The organism is Microbacterium capsulatum (assembly GCF_030865425.1).
Taxonomy (GTDB): domain Bacteria; phylum Actinomycetota; class Actinomycetes; order Actinomycetales; family Microbacteriaceae; genus Microbacterium; species Microbacterium capsulatum.
Map to the genome: position 1 here is coordinate 166,714 of NZ_JAVFCB010000007.1, position 15,603 is coordinate 182,316.

The 15,603-nt window shown below is 72.0% G+C and carries 13 protein-coding genes; 9 read left to right on the forward strand and 4 right to left on the reverse strand.

Annotation, left to right across the window (positions count from 1 at the left end; translation table 11 throughout):
- Positions 1-36: 36 nt before the first annotated feature.
- Positions 37-1,047 (reverse strand): hypothetical protein, encoded by a 1,011-nt coding sequence (locus RBR11_RS13175; RefSeq protein WP_308489807.1) that lies wholly within the window; start codon positions 1,045-1,047, stop codon positions 37-39.
- Positions 1,048-1,209: 162 nt separating this feature from the next.
- On the opposite strand from RBR11_RS13175, the gene RBR11_RS13180 reads away from it, so the two are divergent.
- Both RBR11_RS13180 and sufU read left to right on the forward strand, forming a co-directional pair.
- Positions 1,210-2,514 carry a SufS family cysteine desulfurase gene (locus tag RBR11_RS13180; protein ID WP_308489808.1) on the forward strand — a complete coding sequence of 435 codons (1,305 nt, stop codon included), beginning with the start codon at positions 1,210-1,212 and terminating at the stop codon, positions 2,512-2,514.
- Positions 2,511-2,966 (forward strand): Fe-S cluster assembly sulfur transfer protein SufU, encoded by a 456-nt coding sequence (sufU, locus tag RBR11_RS13185; RefSeq protein ID WP_308489809.1) that lies wholly within the window; start codon positions 2,511-2,513, stop codon positions 2,964-2,966. Before RBR11_RS13180 ends, sufU begins: the two co-directional genes overlap by 4 nt.
- 117 nt (positions 2,967-3,083) lie before the next feature.
- Here sufU and RBR11_RS13190 read toward each other — a convergent pair whose 3' ends face one another.
- On the reverse strand, positions 3,084-4,295 hold the full coding sequence (locus RBR11_RS13190; protein ID WP_308489810.1) for a hypothetical protein: 1,212 nt from the start codon (positions 4,293-4,295) through the stop codon (positions 3,084-3,086).
- A 139-nt stretch (positions 4,296-4,434) separates the two neighbouring features.
- Between RBR11_RS13190 and RBR11_RS13195 the strand changes: the two genes are divergently transcribed.
- The 3 genes from RBR11_RS13195 (at position 4,435) to RBR11_RS13205 (ending at position 8,082) form a co-directional block, all read left to right on the forward strand.
- Positions 4,435-4,644: a heavy-metal-associated domain-containing protein gene (locus tag RBR11_RS13195; RefSeq protein ID WP_308489811.1), complete on the forward strand. Its 210-nt coding sequence runs from the start codon at positions 4,435-4,437 to the stop codon at positions 4,642-4,644.
- The gene (locus RBR11_RS13200; protein ID WP_308489812.1) at positions 4,644-5,612 is read left to right on the forward strand and encodes a heavy-metal-associated domain-containing protein; all 969 of its coding nucleotides are present in this window, start codon (positions 4,644-4,646) and stop codon (positions 5,610-5,612) included. Before RBR11_RS13195 ends, RBR11_RS13200 begins: the two co-directional genes overlap by 1 nt.
- Positions 5,613-5,682: 70 nt before the next feature.
- On the forward strand, positions 5,683-8,082 hold the full coding sequence (locus tag RBR11_RS13205; protein ID WP_308489813.1) for a heavy metal translocating P-type ATPase: 2,400 nt from the start codon (positions 5,683-5,685) through the stop codon (positions 8,080-8,082).
- 201 nt (positions 8,083-8,283) lie between these two features.
- Here RBR11_RS13205 and RBR11_RS13210 read toward each other — a convergent pair whose 3' ends face one another.
- A complete protein-coding gene (locus RBR11_RS13210) occupies positions 8,284-9,009 on the reverse strand; it encodes an SDR family NAD(P)-dependent oxidoreductase (RefSeq protein ID WP_308489814.1) in 726 nt (241 codons plus the stop codon).
- Between the two features lie 171 nt (positions 9,010-9,180).
- Between RBR11_RS13210 and RBR11_RS13215 the strand changes: the two genes are divergently transcribed.
- The 4 genes from RBR11_RS13215 to RBR11_RS13230 all read left to right on the forward strand — a co-directional run bounded on the left by RBR11_RS13215 (position 9,181) and on the right by RBR11_RS13230 (position 13,645).
- Positions 9,181-10,185: an aldo/keto reductase gene (locus RBR11_RS13215; RefSeq protein ID WP_308489815.1), complete on the forward strand. Its 1,005-nt coding sequence runs from the start codon at positions 9,181-9,183 to the stop codon at positions 10,183-10,185.
- 290 nt (positions 10,186-10,475) lie between these two features.
- On the forward strand, positions 10,476-11,948 hold the full coding sequence (locus RBR11_RS13220) for an MATE family efflux transporter (RefSeq protein ID WP_308489816.1): 1,473 nt from the start codon (positions 10,476-10,478) through the stop codon (positions 11,946-11,948).
- A 73-nt stretch (positions 11,949-12,021) separates the two neighbouring features.
- On the forward strand, positions 12,022-12,927 hold the full coding sequence (locus RBR11_RS13225; protein ID WP_308489817.1) for a VOC family protein: 906 nt from the start codon (positions 12,022-12,024) through the stop codon (positions 12,925-12,927).
- 238 nt (positions 12,928-13,165) lie between these two features.
- Positions 13,166-13,645 carry a hypothetical protein gene (locus RBR11_RS13230; RefSeq protein ID WP_308489818.1) on the forward strand — a complete coding sequence of 160 codons (480 nt, stop codon included), beginning with the start codon at positions 13,166-13,168 and terminating at the stop codon, positions 13,643-13,645.
- A gap of 134 nt (positions 13,646-13,779) precedes the next feature.
- On the opposite strand, the gene RBR11_RS13235 is transcribed toward RBR11_RS13230, so the two are convergent.
- Positions 13,780-15,513, reverse strand: coding sequence for an AMP-binding protein (locus RBR11_RS13235; RefSeq protein WP_308489819.1), 1,734 nt, complete (start codon positions 15,511-15,513; stop codon positions 13,780-13,782).
- Positions 15,514-15,603: the final 90 nt, after the last annotated feature.

Genomic DNA, 15,603 nt, shown 5'->3' on the forward strand with positions numbered 1-15,603 from the left:
TTGACACGTGCCGTCAGGAAGACGGCCGCACCCCGATCAGTCGGGAGAGGAGTCGTGGTCCGCGACGGGCGAGGCCGGAAGGCGGTCGTCGCCCGCGGATCCACTGCGGACGGAAAGCAGGCGGTCGCCCGCGGACGTCGAGGAGACGGCTCCGAGGAGCCGGAGATCACCGGATCCGCCGCCGGCGGACGATCCCGCTCCGGGCGCGGTCAGCGCACCAGGGGGAGGGGACCCCGCAGGATCCTTCGCCGGCGCGGCCGGCGGGCTCAGCGCCGAGGCGGCGTCACCGGATGCGAGCACGGCGGCCCCGCCGTCGAGCACGCGCGGCAGGCCCCGATCCGTCCTGGGCGGCGAGGACGGCGATGCGGCGACAGGCGGCCCGGATCGGATCGGATCCGACGTCCCCGGGGGCGGAGTCACGAGCGCGGGGACGATCGCCGTCGTGTCGTGCACGGCCTCGGCCACGGTGCCCACGGCGCCGTCGAGGGAGCCTGCAACGCCGGGCAGGCCCGCGGTCACCGTGCCCAGTGCCGCCGGCACCTTCGTCAGCATTGCGTCGACGGGGGCAAGCGCGGGGGAGAAGGAGTCGGTCGTGGTCGCGACCGCCGTGATCGCCGTGTCGGCCCTGCCCGCCACCGTCTGCAGGATCGGGCGGACGGCCTCGACGAGCGGTGCAACCACGGGCGGGGCGGGCTGGTCGCCGGGCGCGAGTGTCACCTGCGGGACGGCGTCGGCGACGGGTGCGGGAAGCGCGTCGTGCACGGCCTGGACCGCGCCCTGGGCGGCGGTGTCCGGCGCGGCGGCGACGGCGCTCTGCACGGTGTTCTGGAGGGCGCCGATCGTGTCCGGGAGGGTGTTCCGGACGGCGCCGACCGCGGCCTGGACGGTGCCCTGCGCCGAGCTCAGGAGGCTCGGCGGCGGGGTCTCCGCGGCGCGCGCGGATCCGGATCCGAGGGTGATCGACAGCGCGACCCAGGCCAGCGCGAGGAATCCGCCCGCGACAGCTGCGGGGATGAAACCCCGCAGCTTTCGCGACCGACCCGGCATGTATACCCCCCGATATACCGTTCCACGGCTCAAGATAGGCGCCCGTCCGGGTTCTGTCCAGGGCGCCCGGAATGTTTCCGAAATCCCGCTGCGTCGATTCCCCGGTCGGCGGAGTCGGACGATCCGCGCCCTCCCGGCCCGCCGCTGACGTAGCGTTGAAGGGTGAGTACCGACGTTCTCGATGTCGCCGCCGTCCGCGCCGACTTCCCGCTCCTCGCCGAATCCGTGCACGGGGCGCCTCTCGCGTACCTGGATTCGGCCGCGACGAGTCAGAAGCCGCGGGCGGTGCTCGATGCGGAACGCGGCTTCCTGGAGCATTCCAACGCCGCGGTGCATCGCGGCGCGCACACCCTCGCGGCCGAGGCGACCGAGCTCTACGAGGACGCGCGCGCCGCCGTCGCGGGCTTCGTCGGCGCCGCCCAGGACGACCTCGTCTGGACCCATGGCGCGACCGAGGGGCTCAACCTCGTCGCCTACGCGATCGGAAACGCCACTCTCGGCCGCGGCGCCCCCGCGAGCGCCCGGTTCGCGCTGCAGCCCGGCGACGAGCTCGTCGTCACCGAGGCCGAGCACCACGCCAACATCGTCCCGTGGCAGGAGCTCGCTGCCCGCACCGGCGCGATCCTGCGCGTGATCAGGATCCACGACGACGGGTCCCTCGACCTCGACCACGCCGCCGAGGTCATCGGATCCCGCACCCGCGTGGTCGCGTTCACGCACGTCTCGAACGTGCTCGGCATCGTGAACCCGGTCGCCGAGATCGTCGCCCTCGCCCGTGAGGCCGGCGCGCTGACCGTTCTCGACGCCTGCCAGAGCGCCCCGCACCTGCCGCTCGACCTGCCCGCGCTCGGCGTCGACCTCGCCGTGTTCTCCGGGCACAAGCTGCAGGGGCCGTACGGGGTCGGCGGGCTGTACGGCCGCCGCGACGTGCTCGCCGCGCTGCCGCCGTTCCTCACCGGCGGGTCGATGATCACGCGCGTCACCTTCGAGCGGACCGAGTTCCTGCCGCCGCCCCAGCGCTTCGAGGCCGGCACGCAGCCGGTGTCGCAGGCGATCGCGCTCGCCGCGGCCGTCCGCTACCTGCAGGGTCTCGGGATGGACCGGATCCACGCGCACGAGCAGGTGCTCGAGCGGCGTCTGCGCGAGGGCCTCGGCGCGATCGACGGCGTCCGGCTGCTCGGCGCCGCGGAGGGGGCGGAGCGCGTCGCGCTGCAGTCGTTCGTCGTCGACGGCGTGCACGCGCACGACGTCGGCCAGTTCCTCGACTCCCGCGGGGTCGCCGTACGCGTCGGCCACCACTGCGCCGCGCCCGTGCACGCGCGCTTCGGCGTCACCGCCTCGGTGCGCGCGTCGGCCGCGCTCTACAACACCGAGGACGAGGTCGACCGCCTGCTCGACGCCGTCTCGGGCGTGCGCGCCTACTTCGGCGTGGAGAGGGCCGCCGAGAAGCAGGAGGCCGACGCATGAGCGGCCTCGACGACCTGTACCAGGAGCTGATCCTCGACCACTCCAAGCGCCCGCACGGCAAGGGGCTGCTCGGCGCCGAGGGCGATCCGCACACCGCGGAGTCGCACCAGCGCAACCCGATCTGCGGCGACGAGATCACGCTGCGCGCACACGTGGCGACCGCCCGCGGCGAGGAGCGCATCGCCGAGGTGAGCTGGGAGGGATCCGGCTGCTCGATCTCCCAGGCCTCCGCGTCGATGCTGACCGAGCTCGTCGTCGGATCGACGAGGGCCCAGGCCGCGGAGCTCATCCACGGGTTCCGCGAGGCGCTGCGCTCGCGCGGCGCGATCGACCTCGACGAGGACGTGTACGGGGATGCGGCCGCGCTCTCCGGCGTCTCCCGCTACGTCGCCCGGGTGAAGTGCGCGATGCTCGCCTGGGTCGCCCTCGAGGACGCCCTGCTGCGGGCCTGAGCCTCTCCCTCCGCCCGTCCTTGCCCGGCCCCTTCCCGTTTCGATGCGCGCGCAAAGTGTCGTCAGAACGGTCGATGTGCAGCACTTTGAGCGCCGCGAACGCTGAGGGGCTGTCGGTCACTCGGCCATCAGTACGTCGCGGACGATGATCGCGCGGCGCATGTCGGCCATGATCGGATCGAAGAACCGCTCCCGGTAGCGCGGCTCGCTCACCGCCGCGAACACGAACGGCAGTGAGGAGATGATCGACAGCAGGGCGGTCGTCTTCACGAGGTTGACGGTGACGGGCAGGGTCGCGCCGGCGATCACCAGCCGGTCGATGTGCCGCGGGTTCGCCGCTCCGCCCGGGCTCGTCCACTGCTCGATCACCTCGACCGGCACGGCGATGCTGCCGATGAGCATGAGCAGCGTCCACAGCAGCGCCACGAACAGCACCGCCTGCATCAGGTGCGCGATCGCCATGACCAGCAGAAGGTTGAGTCGCTCCGGCCAGCGCAGCCTCTGCGGGGCGACGGCGCCGGATCCGCGATGCTCGGCCGGGGTGCCGAAGAGCAACTCCGCGCGCTCCGCGTCGGTGTGCACCCGCCGGGTCTCGTCGATCTCCGAGGCGCACACCCGCAGCACCACGAGCAGCGCGAGCACGGCGACGACCGCCGCCACCAGGGCTATCGCCCCGCCGCGCAAGCCCGCGGTGACCTGCCAGATCGCGGCGGAGAACAGTGAGAACACCACCACCATCAGGATCACGGGGAGTGCGATCGACGCCATGTGGCCGACAGCGGCGGCGTTGCGCACCGCCAGCCGGGTCGCCCAGGAGACGAGCGCCCCGCCGCCCATGCCGGTGACGAGCGCGCACAGCACGACCACGACGACCGCGCCGATGACGGGCGCGGCCCCGGCCGCCGGGTTCAGCAGATAGCCGGTGAGCACGATGAGCACCGCGGAGCCGGCGATCACCGCGAGCGCGACGACCGTGCCCGCCCGCGCCGAGAGCCGCCGCAGCAGCAGCCGGACGAGCAGATGCGCGGTCCAGGCGATGCCGATGACCGCCGCGAGCAGCAGCACGATCACGAGGAAGACGATCCACTCCTCACCCGGGGTGACGTCGAGCGAGACGTCGATGTCGCGGCCGATCCCGTCGCCGAAGACGAGGTCCAGCACGGTGACCGCGGCGACGAGCGGCGCGACGCGGCGCGGGAGGTCGGTGAACCACCGGTGCAGTGGCACGAAGGCCGGCAGCCCCAGCTCGCGGAACCAGCGGTCCTCGGTGCGCTGCCGCGAGCGCACCCGGTCGCCGGCGTCGGCGGGTGACGGTGATGCGGTGGCCACGAAGCAGACACTACGGCACGGGTGGCCTCGCCCGACAGGGCCGGATCCGGATCCTCCTGAGACGTGCGGGAATACCCCCAGGGGGTATATGGTTGTCGATGTCGGATACCCGGATCGGGTATCGAGCGAAGGAGACGACATGACCACCACCGAGTACCGGGTGACCGGGATGACCTGCGGGCACTGCGAGGCGTCGGTCCGCCGCGAGGTCGGCAGGATCACCGGCGTCGGCGACATCGACGTGAGCGCGGCCACCGGCCGTCTCGTCGTCACCGCGACGACCGAGCTCGACGACGACGCGGTCTTCGCCGCGGTCGACGAGGCCGGGTACCGGGCGGTCCGCGCCTGATGAACACCGCGGGACGGCTCGGCCTGTACGGCGCGGCGCTCGTGGCGGCCTTCGCCGTCGCATTCGGCACCGCGGCCGCGGTCGCCCCGCGCGGCGCGGCGCCCGGGCAGGCGCACGGCCCGACCGCAGGACACGAGAAGCAGCAGGACGAGGAGGACGGCATGAACGGACACGACGCGCACCGATCCACGACCATGGACCACAGCGCCCACACCGCGAACGACACCCCGGCCGGGGTCGCGCTCGCCGCGGGCGGCTACACCCTCGCCCCCGTCTCGGCCCCGGCCACGGCAGGCGAGGCGGGCACGCTGAGCTTCCGGATCCTGGACGGATCCGGCACCCCGGTCACCGCCTATGAGCCGCAGCACGAGAAGGAGCTGCACCTCATCGTCGTCCGCACGGACGGCGCGCGGTTCCGGCACGTGCACCCGACGCTCGACCGGGCCACCGGCACCTGGAGCATCCCGTGGACGTGGGATGCCGGGGGCTCGTACCGGGTCTTCACGGACTTCGCCGCCCGGGGTGCGGATCCCGTCACACTCGCCCGCACGGTCGACGTGGCCGGACCCTTCGCACCGGCCGCCCCCGCGACGAGCGCGACCACCCGCGTCGACGGCTTCGACGCTGGGATCGCCGGCGACCTCGTACCCGGATCCGCCTCCGAGCTCACCGTGACCATCAGCCGCGACGGCGCCCCCGTCACGACCCTGCAGCCGTACCTGGGCGCGTTCGGGCACCTCGTCGCGCTGCGCGAGGGCGACCTCGCCTACCTGCATGTGCACCCCGAAGGGGCCCCGGTCGCGGAGCCGGGCGAAGCACCGGCGCCCGGCGCGACGTCCGGCCCGGACGTGCGCTTCGCGGCGCACGTGCCGACCGCCGGCCGCTACCTGCTGTACTTCGACTTCCAGGTGGACGGATCCGTGCACACCGCGGCGTTCGTGCTGGACGCGAAGGCCGCACACCACTGACGCACACTCTCCGGGGCGGCCCGAACCGCCCCGGATCCGACGGACAATCGATACGGGAGGAGACGCACCCATGACCGTGAGCGCGAACAGCGTGGAGCTCGAGATCGGCGGGATGACCTGCGCCTCCTGCGCGAACCGCATCGAGAAGACCCTGAACAAGCTCGACGGCGTCACCGCCACCGTGAACTACGCCACGGAGAAGGCGAAGGTCGAGCTGCCCGAGGGGTTCGACCCGACAGTGCTCATCGCTCAGGTCGAGGACATCGGGTACACGGCGGCCCTGCCGAAGCCCGTGACGCCGGACGTCCCGTCGACAGGCGCAGGGACCGGAGAGGCGGGCTCGGGGACCGGATCCGACGACCCGGAGCTGCGCTCCCTGCGCACCCGGCTCCTGATCGGCACCATCCTCACCGTGCCCGTCGTGGCGATGGCGATGATCCCGGCGCTGCAGTTCACGTACTGGCAGTGGGCGTCGCTCGCGCTCGCGGCCCCGGTCGTCGTCTGGGGCGCGTGGCCGTTCCACCGCGCCGCCTGGCTGAACCTGCGCCACGGCGCCGCGACCATGGACACGCTCATCTCGATGGGCACGCTGGCTGCGTTCGGCTGGTCGCTGTACGCACTGTTCCTCGGCACGGCCGGCATGCCGGGCATGCGGCACGCCTTCTCGTTCGCACTCGAGCCGGGCACCGGCGCGGGCAACATCTACCTCGAGGTGGGCGCCGGCGTGACCGTGTTCATCCTCGCCGGACGCTACTTCGAGAAGCGATCCAAGCGCCGCGCCGGTGCCGCACTGCGCGCGCTGCTGGAGCTCGGCGCGAAGGACGTCGCGGTGCTCCGCCCTTCGACGGGCTCAGGGACCGAGGAAGTGCGGATCCCGATCGGGCAGCTCGCGGCCGGCGACGAGTTCGTCGTGCGGCCGGGCGAGAAGATCGCCACGGACGGCGTCGTGGTCATGGGGAGTTCCGCAGTCGACGCGTCGATGCTCACCGGCGAATCCGTCCCGGTCGAGGTCGGGCCGGGAGACGCCGTGGCGGGCGCGACCGTGAACGCCGGCGGGCGACTGGTGGTCCGCGCGACGCGGGTCGGATCCGACACGCAGCTCGCGCAGATGGCGAAACTCGTCGAGGACGCGCAGACCGGCAAGGCCGAGGTGCAGCGCCTGGCCGACCGGATCTCCGGCGTCTTCGTGCCGATCGTCATCGCGATCGCCGTGATCGCGCTCGGCGCCTGGCTCGGCGCGGGCCTGCCCGCCACGGCGGCGTTCACCGCCGCCGTCGCGGTGCTCGTGATCGCCTGCCCGTGCGCCCTGGGCCTCGCGACACCGACCGCGCTGCTCGTCGGCACCGGCCGCGGCGCGCAGATGGGCATTCTGATCAAGGGCCCCGAGGTGCTCGAGTCCACCCGCAGGGTCGACACGATCGTGCTCGACAAGACCGGCACGGTCACCAGCGGACGGATGACGCTCGTCGACGTCATCGCCGAGGAGGGGACGGATCCGGCGGAGCTGCTCCGCCTCGCCGGCGCCCTCGAGCACGCCTCCGAGCACCCGATCGCCCAGGCGATCGCCCGGGCCGCGCTCGCCCCCTCGGGGTCGTCGAGCGAGGACACCGCAGGCGACCCCGCCCCCTCGGGGTCGTTGAGCGAGGACACCGCAGGCGACCCCGCCCCCTCGGGGTCGTTGAGCGAGGACGCCGCAGGCGACCGAGACGAAACGCGCTCCCTCCCGCCCGTCGAGTCGTTCCAGAACATCGAGGGTCGCGGCGTGCAGGGCGTCGTCGAGGGCCACGCGGTGCTCGTCGGCCGTGAGGCGCTGCTCGCCGACTGGGCACTGCACCTCAGCCCCGAGGTGGCGGCGGCGAAGGCCGAGGCCGAGGCCGGCGGCAAGACCGTGGTCGCGGTCGGCTGGGACGGATCCGTGCGCGGCCTCCTGGTGATCGCCGACACGGTGAAGCCGTCGAGCGCCGAGGCGGTCGCCGAGCTCAAGCGGCTCGGGCTCACGCCGATCCTGCTCACCGGCGACACCGAGGCGGTCGCCCGCCGGATCGCCGCCGAGGTCGGGATCGACGAGGTGTTCGCGGAGGTGCTCCCGCAGGACAAGGTCGACGTCGTCGCGCGGCTGCAGGCCGACGGACGCGTCGTCGCGATGGTCGGCGACGGCGTGAACGACGCCCCCGCGCTCGCGACGGCCGACCTCGGCATGGCGATGGGCACCGGCACGGACGTCGCGATCGAGGCGAGCGACATCACGCTCGTCCGGGGCGACCTGCGCACCGCGGCCGACGCGATCCGGCTCTCCCGGCGCACGCTCGGCACGATCAAGGCGAACCTGTTCTGGGCCTTCGCCTACAACGTGGCCGCGATCCCGATCGCCGCGCTGGGCCTGCTCAACCCGATGCTCGCGGGCGCCGCGATGGCGTTCTCCAGCGTGTTCGTGGTCGGCAACAGCCTGCGCCTCCGCCGGTTCCGCTGAGCGTCGACCCTCTCGCCCCTCGGGGTCGTTGAGCGAGCGCAGCGAGACGAAACGAGGCAACCCCTCGGAAGACCGCGTTTCGTCTCGCTGCGACTGCGTCGCTGCTCGCTCAACGACCCCGGGGAGGATCGCAGGACTCGCTCAACGACCCCGGGGAGGACCGCAAGGCTCGCTCAACGCCCTCGGATCGAGCCGGACGGCTCAGGCGGCGGCGGTCTTCCCGCCGTCCACCGGCAGGACCACCCCTGTCACGAACGACGCCGCGGGGGACGCGAGCCAGGCGATCGCCTCGGCGACCTCCTCCGGCTGCCCCATCCGCTGCATCGGGACGAACCGCCCGATCCGCTCGCGGACCTCCTCCGACTGCGCGAGCACACCGCCCGACGCGATCGGGCCGGGCGCCACGGCGTTGACGCGCACCCCGCGCGCGGCCTCGTCGAGCGCCGTGGTCCGGGTGAGCCCGACCACGCCGTGCTTCGCGGCCGAGTAGGCCGACATCCCCGGCGCCCCGCCGATCCCCGCCGTCGACGACACGTTCACGATCGCGCCGCCGTCGTGGATCACCGCGAGCTCGGCCCGCAGGCACCGGGCGAGGCCCAGCAGATCGACCGCGATCACGCGCTCCAGCTCGCTCTCGTCGAGGGCGGCGAGGGGCGTCGGGTAGTGCGAGACGCCGAGGTTGTTCACGGCGACGCCGATGCCGTCCGGCGCGTGCGCGGCGAGGAAGGATTCGAGCGCGCCGCGCACGGACGCGTCGAACGCCCCGGCGACGGCGTCGAAGCCCGCGTCGGCGAGGTCGGACTCGAGCGCGATGAGCGGATCCGACCTGCGCGCGACGAGGAGGAGACGGTGCCCGGCCTCGGCGAGCCGCCGAGAGACGGCCTCCCCGATCGCTCCGTTCGCACCGACGACGAGTGCAGTGGTCATGCGGTTGTCTCCGATCGGTCGCCCCCGTGCCACGTTGAACCCCTCCACGCCCCCTGTCAAGGGTGCGGGGAGGGCCTCGGGATCCCGGCCCTGACAGACCCTGGCAGCGCCGCGCCGATCGGAGTTGGCTGGATCACGTCCTCAGGAACCCGCCACAGAAGGAGCACACCGATGCACACTCGCACCCTCGGCCATGGCATCGACGGCGCCGGCCTCGCCGTCTCGGCGATCGGGCTCGGCGCCATGGGCATGTCGCAGAGCTACGGGCCGAACCCGGGCAGCCGTGACGACATGATCGCGGTGCTGCGGTCGGCTCTCGACCACGGCGTCACCCTCATCGACACGGCCGAGGTCTACGGCCCCTACGTCAACGAGGAGCTCGTCGGCGAGGCGGTCGAGCCGATCCGCGACCGAGTCGTGATCGCGACGAAGTTCGGCTGGCACATCGAGGCCGACGGCCGCTACACCGGCGTCGACAGCCGGCCCGAACAGATCCGCCGCGTCGCCGAGGCCTCGCTGAAGCGCCTGCGCACCGACGTGATCGACCTCTTCTACCAGCACCGCGTGGATCCGTCCGTGCCCATCGAGGACGTCGCCGGCACGGTCGGCGAGCTCGTCCGCGAGGGCAAGGTGCGCCATTTCGGCATGTCCGAGGCGTCGGCCGCGACCATCCGCCGTGCGCACGCGGTGTTCCCGGTGACCGCCGTGCAGAGCGAGTACTCGCTGTGGACGCGGGATCCCGAGGCCGAGGTGCTGCCGACGCTCGCCGAACTCGGGATCGGTTTCGTTCCGTTCAGTCCGCTCGGCAAGGGCTTCCTCACCGGCACGGTGAGCACGGACGCCGGGTTCGCGGACGGCGACATCCGCACGACGATCCCGCGCTTCACGGCCGAGAACCGCGCCGCGAACCAACGGCTCGTCGATCACGTCGCCGGGCTCGCGGAGGCCAAGGGCGCGACGCCCGGGCAGATCGCGCTCGCCTGGCTGCTCGCCCAGCAGCCGTGGATCGTGCCGATCCCTGGTACCCGTCGCACCTCACGGATCGTGGAGAACGCCGGATCCACCGCCGTCGCGCTGTCGGCCGACGAGAAGGCGGATCTCGACGGCCTGGCGCGCCGCCTCGGCGTCGCCGGCGATCGGTACAACGAGGTGCAGTTCTCCTACGTCGGGCACTGAGCCGCGAGGCCTCGGATCCTGGCACGGATCCGCCCCGCCCGACCGCGCCGGATCCCGATCCGGTTGGGCGCCGACCCGCACCCCCGACCGCGTCGGATCCTTCGCGCGGAGATGTGCGCGAACTTCGGACGGATTCCGGGAATCGCTCCGAGAAGGCCGTACATCTCCGCGCGAAGCGACCCGGGCCGCCGGGGCAACCCCGTCGAAGCATCCCCAGGCGTCGACAGCACTCGAATCGATTCGATAAGATAGGTCGGTTCCGCGCTCACCCCCATCCCCCGAAGAGCATCATGGCCACGATCCTCACCACCGGCCGCCCCTGGCGCGTCATCCTCGCCTTCGCCGTCCCCCTGCTGATCGGCAACGTCGTGCAGCAGCTGTACCAGTTCGCCGACGCCATCGTCGTCGGCCGGCACCTCGGCGTCGACGCGCTCGCCGCCGTCGGCGCGACCGGCAGCCTGATCTTCCTGCTCATCGGGTTCGCCTGGGGCCTCAGCAGCGGCTTCGCGATCCCGACCGCGCAGGCCTTCGGCGCCGGCGACCACGCCGCGGTCCGCCGCTCCGTCGCCACCGGCACCCTGCTCACCGGCGCCGCCGCGCTCGTCATCTCGATCGGCGGGCCGCTCATCGCCCGCCCTCTGCTCGAACTGCTGCAGACCCCGCCCGTGCTGCTCGATCAGGCAGCCGTGTTCACCGAGGTCACCTTCGCCGGCGGCAGCGCGGTCATGTTCTTCAACTACCTGTCCGCGGTGATCCGCTCGATCGGCGACTCGCGCAGCCCGCTCGTGTTCCTCGCGGTGTCGTGCGGGCTGAACATCGCCCTCGTGATCCTCATGGTCGGCGTCTTCGAGTGGGGCGTCGCCGGGGCCGCGCTGGCCACCGTCGTCGCCCAGGCCGTGTCGGTCGGGCTGTGCCTCGTCTACGTGTGGCGACGGCTCCCGGTGCTGCACGTGCACCGGGCGGACTGGCGGATCACCCGCGCCGACATCGCCGGGCACCTCCGCCTCGGACTGCCGATGGGCTTCCAGGCGTCGATCATCGCGATCGGCACGATCACGGTGCAGGTCGCCCTGAACACGCTCGGCCCCGACGCCGTCGCCGCCTACACGACCGCGTCCCGCGTCGACAGCCTGGCGATCGCGTTCCTCGCGTCGATCGGCCTCGCGGCGTCGATGTACACCGCGCAGAACCTCGGCGGTCGCCGCCCCGACCGGATCCGCCGCGGCGTCAAGGAGGCCGTCTGGATGGCGGTCGTCACCGCCGTCCTGCTCGGCGCGCTGCTCGTGCTGTTCGGATCCGTCATGGTGCGGCTGTTCATCGGATCCGGATCCGACGAGGTCGTCCACCTCGCGAGCCTGATGCTGCTGATCAACGGCCTCAGCTACGTCGCACTGGGCGTGCTGTTCGTGCTGCGCGGGGTGCTGCAGGGCCTCGGTCACACGCTCATCCCGACCGTGACCGGCGTGATCGAGCTCGTCATGCGCGTGGGCGCCGCGGTCCTGCTCGGCGCTCTGACCGGCTACGTCGGCGTCGTGCTGAGCAACCCGCTCGCCTGGATCGGCGCCGTCGCGCTGCTCATCCCCGCCTCCGTGAAGGCGCACCGCGCGCTCGCCCGGATGCCCGTGGATCCGGTCGAGGTCACCCCGACCACGGCGATCGCGGTGGTGGGCCCGACCGACGGATCCATGGTCGTCGACGCGGTCATCACCGCGCCGGTGCCGATCGTGCCCGCGCCGCAGGGAATCCGCGTCGGAGGTCGCTGAGGGGTTGCGCCCCGGCGCGGTGGCGCGCACGCTGGAGCCGGGGGAAGCCGCCACGCAAGGAGCGAGCCACGTCATGTCTCAGCGCATCATTCCGAACATCTGGTGCAACCGGAATGCGGAGGACGTCGGATCCTTCTACGCCTCGGTCTTCGAGAACGCCTCGTCCCGCGTCACGGCACGCTACCCGACCGAGGGGCTGCCCGACTTCCAGCAGTCCTTCGCGGGGGAGGCGGTCGTGGTGGACGTCGACATCGACGGCTACCGGATCTCCCTGATCAACGCCGGGAACGAGTTCCACCCGAACCCGGCGATCTCGTTCCTGGTGACGGTGGATCCGCTCCGCTTCGGCGGCGACGAGCACGCGGCGCGCGGGTGGATCAACCGCGCCTGGACCCTCCTCGGAGAGGAGGGGCTCGTGCTGATGGACATCGGCGAGTACTCGTTCAGCGGCCTGTACGGCTGGGTCGAGGACAAGTACGGCGTGAGCTGGCAGCTGAAGCTCGTGGATCCCGCCGCCGATCCGGTGCCGCCGATCACGCCCACGCTGCTGTTCGGCGGCGCGGTGCAGGGCAAGGGCGACGAGGCGATCGAGCTGTACACCTCGCTGCTTCCCGACTCGGGGGTGGGACGGGTCGTGCAGTACTCGGTCCAGGGGGAGGCCGACGCGCAGGGATCCATCCGGTTCGTCGAGTTCCGCCTCGCCGGGCAGGGGCTGGCCGCGATCGACTCGGACGTCGACCGCGACTTCTCGTTCACGCCCGGGCTGTCGCTGCAGGTCGATTGCGACGGCCAGGACGAGATCGACCGGCTCTGGGACGCGCTCAGCGCGGTGCCCTCGGCGGAGCAGTGCGGCTGGCTGATCGACCGGTTCGGGGTGAGCTGGCAGATCGTGCCGGCGAACATGGCCGAGCTCATGCAGCGCCCGCACGCCTACGAGCACATGATGCGGATGAAGAAGCTCGTGATCGCCGACTTCTGAGTCTGCGCCGAGGCGTCGCGCGGCTCTTCGCGCGGACCTCGTCGCGCGTATTGACCCCGCTCGGGGCCGGGTCTATGATCCCGACTGCTGGGGTACATGGGGGGCGGTCCGAGGGCTCCTCACAGTCGCGCGATCGCCCGTTCGAGTTCACATCGGGACAGCGGCCACTTCTCGTCCCGCCATCGGGACGGGTGCCTCAGCGTGTCTCGCGGTCCCTGATTCCGACAAGGGGCACGACATGATGAAGCAGTTGACCGGGCTCGGGGCGACGGCGCTCCTGGCTGCGGCGATGATCGTCGGCGCAGCGGCACCGGCGAGCGCGAACACGACGTCGACGACACACTCGAACACCATCAACGACGCCATCCCGGTGACATGCGACGGACCGGGATGGACCGCCTTCTGGGGTACCGGGAACATGGTCACCCATCTGACCGTCAACAACGCCGGCGACAGCTGGTTCACGACGACCCAGGAAGGCACGGTGACATTGACCACCATGTGGGGCGGATCGTCCGGCACATGGATGGGTCACGTCCAGGAGTGGTTCGGGTCCGAGGACAACAACAAGAGCAGCGTCCAGCACGCGACGTTCAACTTCCAGGGCGTGAACGTCTCGGACTCGTCGAAGACGCTGGCCATGCACGCCGCCTTCACGATGACGACCAACGCCAACGGAACGCTGGTGGTCAACAACCAGACCGTCAGCTGCGGTTAGCGGCGGGGAACGCGATCACGGTTCGAGGAGCGCGAAGTGCTGCTGGGGCGGGCGTTCCGCCACGCTTCGCGCTCCTCGAAACCTGAGTTCCCGCCGCCGTCGGTGCTCGCGCAACGACCGGGGCGGGCGCCGCCTCAGCGGTGGTCGCGGTCGTGGTGCTGGCCCGACTCGTCACCGGCGGCGATCCGCTCGACCTCGCGGGCGCGCAGATCGACCCGGCGGATCTTGCCCGAGATCGTCTTCGGCAACTCCGGCACGAACTCGATGATGCGCACCCACTGGTGCGACGACAGCCGCTCGCGGGCGTAGGCGAAGATCGAGCCGGCGGTCGCGTCGAGGTCGTCGTGCGCGGCCGCGGTCAGGCACACGTACGCCTTCGGCACGGCGAGGCGAGTCGGATCCGGGCTCGGCACGACGGCGGCCTCGACGACGTCGGGGTGCTCCAGCAGCACCGACTCGAGCTCGAACGGCGAGATCTTGTAGTCCGAGGCCTTGAACACGTCGTCGGCCCGGCCGATGTAGGTGAGGTAGCCGTCGGCGTCGCGCGTGGCGATGTCGCCGGTGTGGTGGAAGCCGCCCTCGCGCGAGCGCTCCGTCGCCTCGGGGTCGCCGTGGTAGCCGGCCATGAGCCCGAGCGGACCGCCGGCGAGGTCGAGGCAGATCTCGCCCTCCGCCTCCACGGAGTCCACGCGCTCGCCGGTGACCGGATCCACGAGCACCACCGGATAGCCCGGCAGCGGACGCCCCATGGATCCGTCCTTCACCACCTGCCCGGGGGAGTTGCCGACGCACGCGGTCATCTCGGTCTGCCCGAAACCGTCGCGGATCGTGCCGCCCCAGGCGTCGCGCACCCGCCCGATGACCTCGGGGTTCAGTGGTTCGCCGGCGCCGACGAGCTCGCGCGGCGGGTGCGGCAGGCGGCCGAGATCGGCCTGGATCAGCATGCGCCACACGGTCGGCGGCGCGCAGAACGTGGAGACGTGGTGCCGCTCCATGACCTCCATGAGGGTGTTCGCGTCGAACCGGTCGTAGTTGTAGACGAACACGGTCGCCTCGGCGAGGAACGGCGAGTAGAAGCTCGACCAGGCGTGCTTCGCCCAGCCCGGCGAGGAGATGTTCAGGTGCACGTCGCCCTCGCGCACCCCCAGCCACCACATCGTGGACAGATGCCCGACCGGGTACGACACGTGCGAGTGCTGCACGAGCTTCGGCCGGCTCGTCGTGCCGGAGGTGAAGTACAGCAGGCTCGTGTCGGTCGCCGGGGTCGGGCCGTCGGGCGTGAAGTCCGCCGACGCTGTCCGGGACGACGCGAAGTCGTGCCAGCCCGACGGGGCGTGATCGCCCTCGCCGACGACGGCGATCCGCAGCATCCGCTCCGGCAGCTCCGCCACGCGATCCGCGAGCGACGCCAGGGTGACGACCGTGCGGGCCTCGCCCTTCTCGGCGCGGTAGGCGAGGTCGGCGGGGGAGAGCAGGGTGGAGGTCGGGATCGCGACCGCGCCGAGCTTGGTGAGCGCGAGCATCGTCTCCCACAGGTCGATCGTGTTGCCGAGCATCACGATCACGTGGTCGCCGCGGTGCACGCCGAGGCTGCGCAGCCAGTGCGCGACCTGATCCGAACGGCGCGACAGCTCGCCGTACGACCAGCTGCGGCTGCTGAGGTCGGCAGACACGATCTGCACCGCGGGCCGGTCGGGGTTCTCGGCGGCGACGACGTCGAACCACTCGAGGGCGAAGTTGAACTCGCGCAGCGCGGGCCAGCGGAACGTGCGGCGCGCGCCCGCGTAGTCGGTCGCGTGCGCGAGCAGCAGATCGCGGGCGGAGCGGATCGCGGCGGTCGCCGCAGTGGCGGGACGGGGCTGGCTCATGGAGCCATCTTCGTCGCCTTGCGCCCCGTTCGCAGTTCGAGGAGCGATGTTTGCTCCCGAAACCGCGATTGTCGAGCAAACATCGCTCCT

Coding starts and splice junctions, on each gene's coding strand:
- RBR11_RS13175 (WP_308489807.1), bottom strand. CDS start 1,047: ATGCCGGGTCGGTCGCGAAAGCTGCGGGGTTTCATCCCCGCAGCTGTC.
- sufU (WP_308489809.1), top strand. CDS start 2,511: ATGAGCGGCCTCGACGACCTGTACCAGGAGCTGATCCTCGACCACTCC.
- RBR11_RS13195 (WP_308489811.1), top strand. CDS start 4,435: ATGACCACCACCGAGTACCGGGTGACCGGGATGACCTGCGGGCACTGC.
- RBR11_RS13200 (WP_308489812.1), top strand. CDS start 4,644: ATGAACACCGCGGGACGGCTCGGCCTGTACGGCGCGGCGCTCGTGGCG.
- RBR11_RS13205 (WP_308489813.1), top strand. CDS start 5,683: ATGACCGTGAGCGCGAACAGCGTGGAGCTCGAGATCGGCGGGATGACC.
- RBR11_RS13210 (WP_308489814.1), bottom strand. CDS start 9,009: ATGACCACTGCACTCGTCGTCGGTGCGAACGGAGCGATCGGGGAGGCC.
- RBR11_RS13215 (WP_308489815.1), top strand. CDS start 9,181: ATGCACACTCGCACCCTCGGCCATGGCATCGACGGCGCCGGCCTCGCC.
- RBR11_RS13220 (WP_308489816.1), top strand. CDS start 10,476: ATGGCCACGATCCTCACCACCGGCCGCCCCTGGCGCGTCATCCTCGCC.
- RBR11_RS13225 (WP_308489817.1), top strand. CDS start 12,022: ATGTCTCAGCGCATCATTCCGAACATCTGGTGCAACCGGAATGCGGAG.
- RBR11_RS13230 (WP_308489818.1), top strand. CDS start 13,166: ATGATGAAGCAGTTGACCGGGCTCGGGGCGACGGCGCTCCTGGCTGCG.
- RBR11_RS13235 (WP_308489819.1), bottom strand. CDS start 15,513: ATGAGCCAGCCCCGTCCCGCCACTGCGGCGACCGCCGCGATCCGCTCC.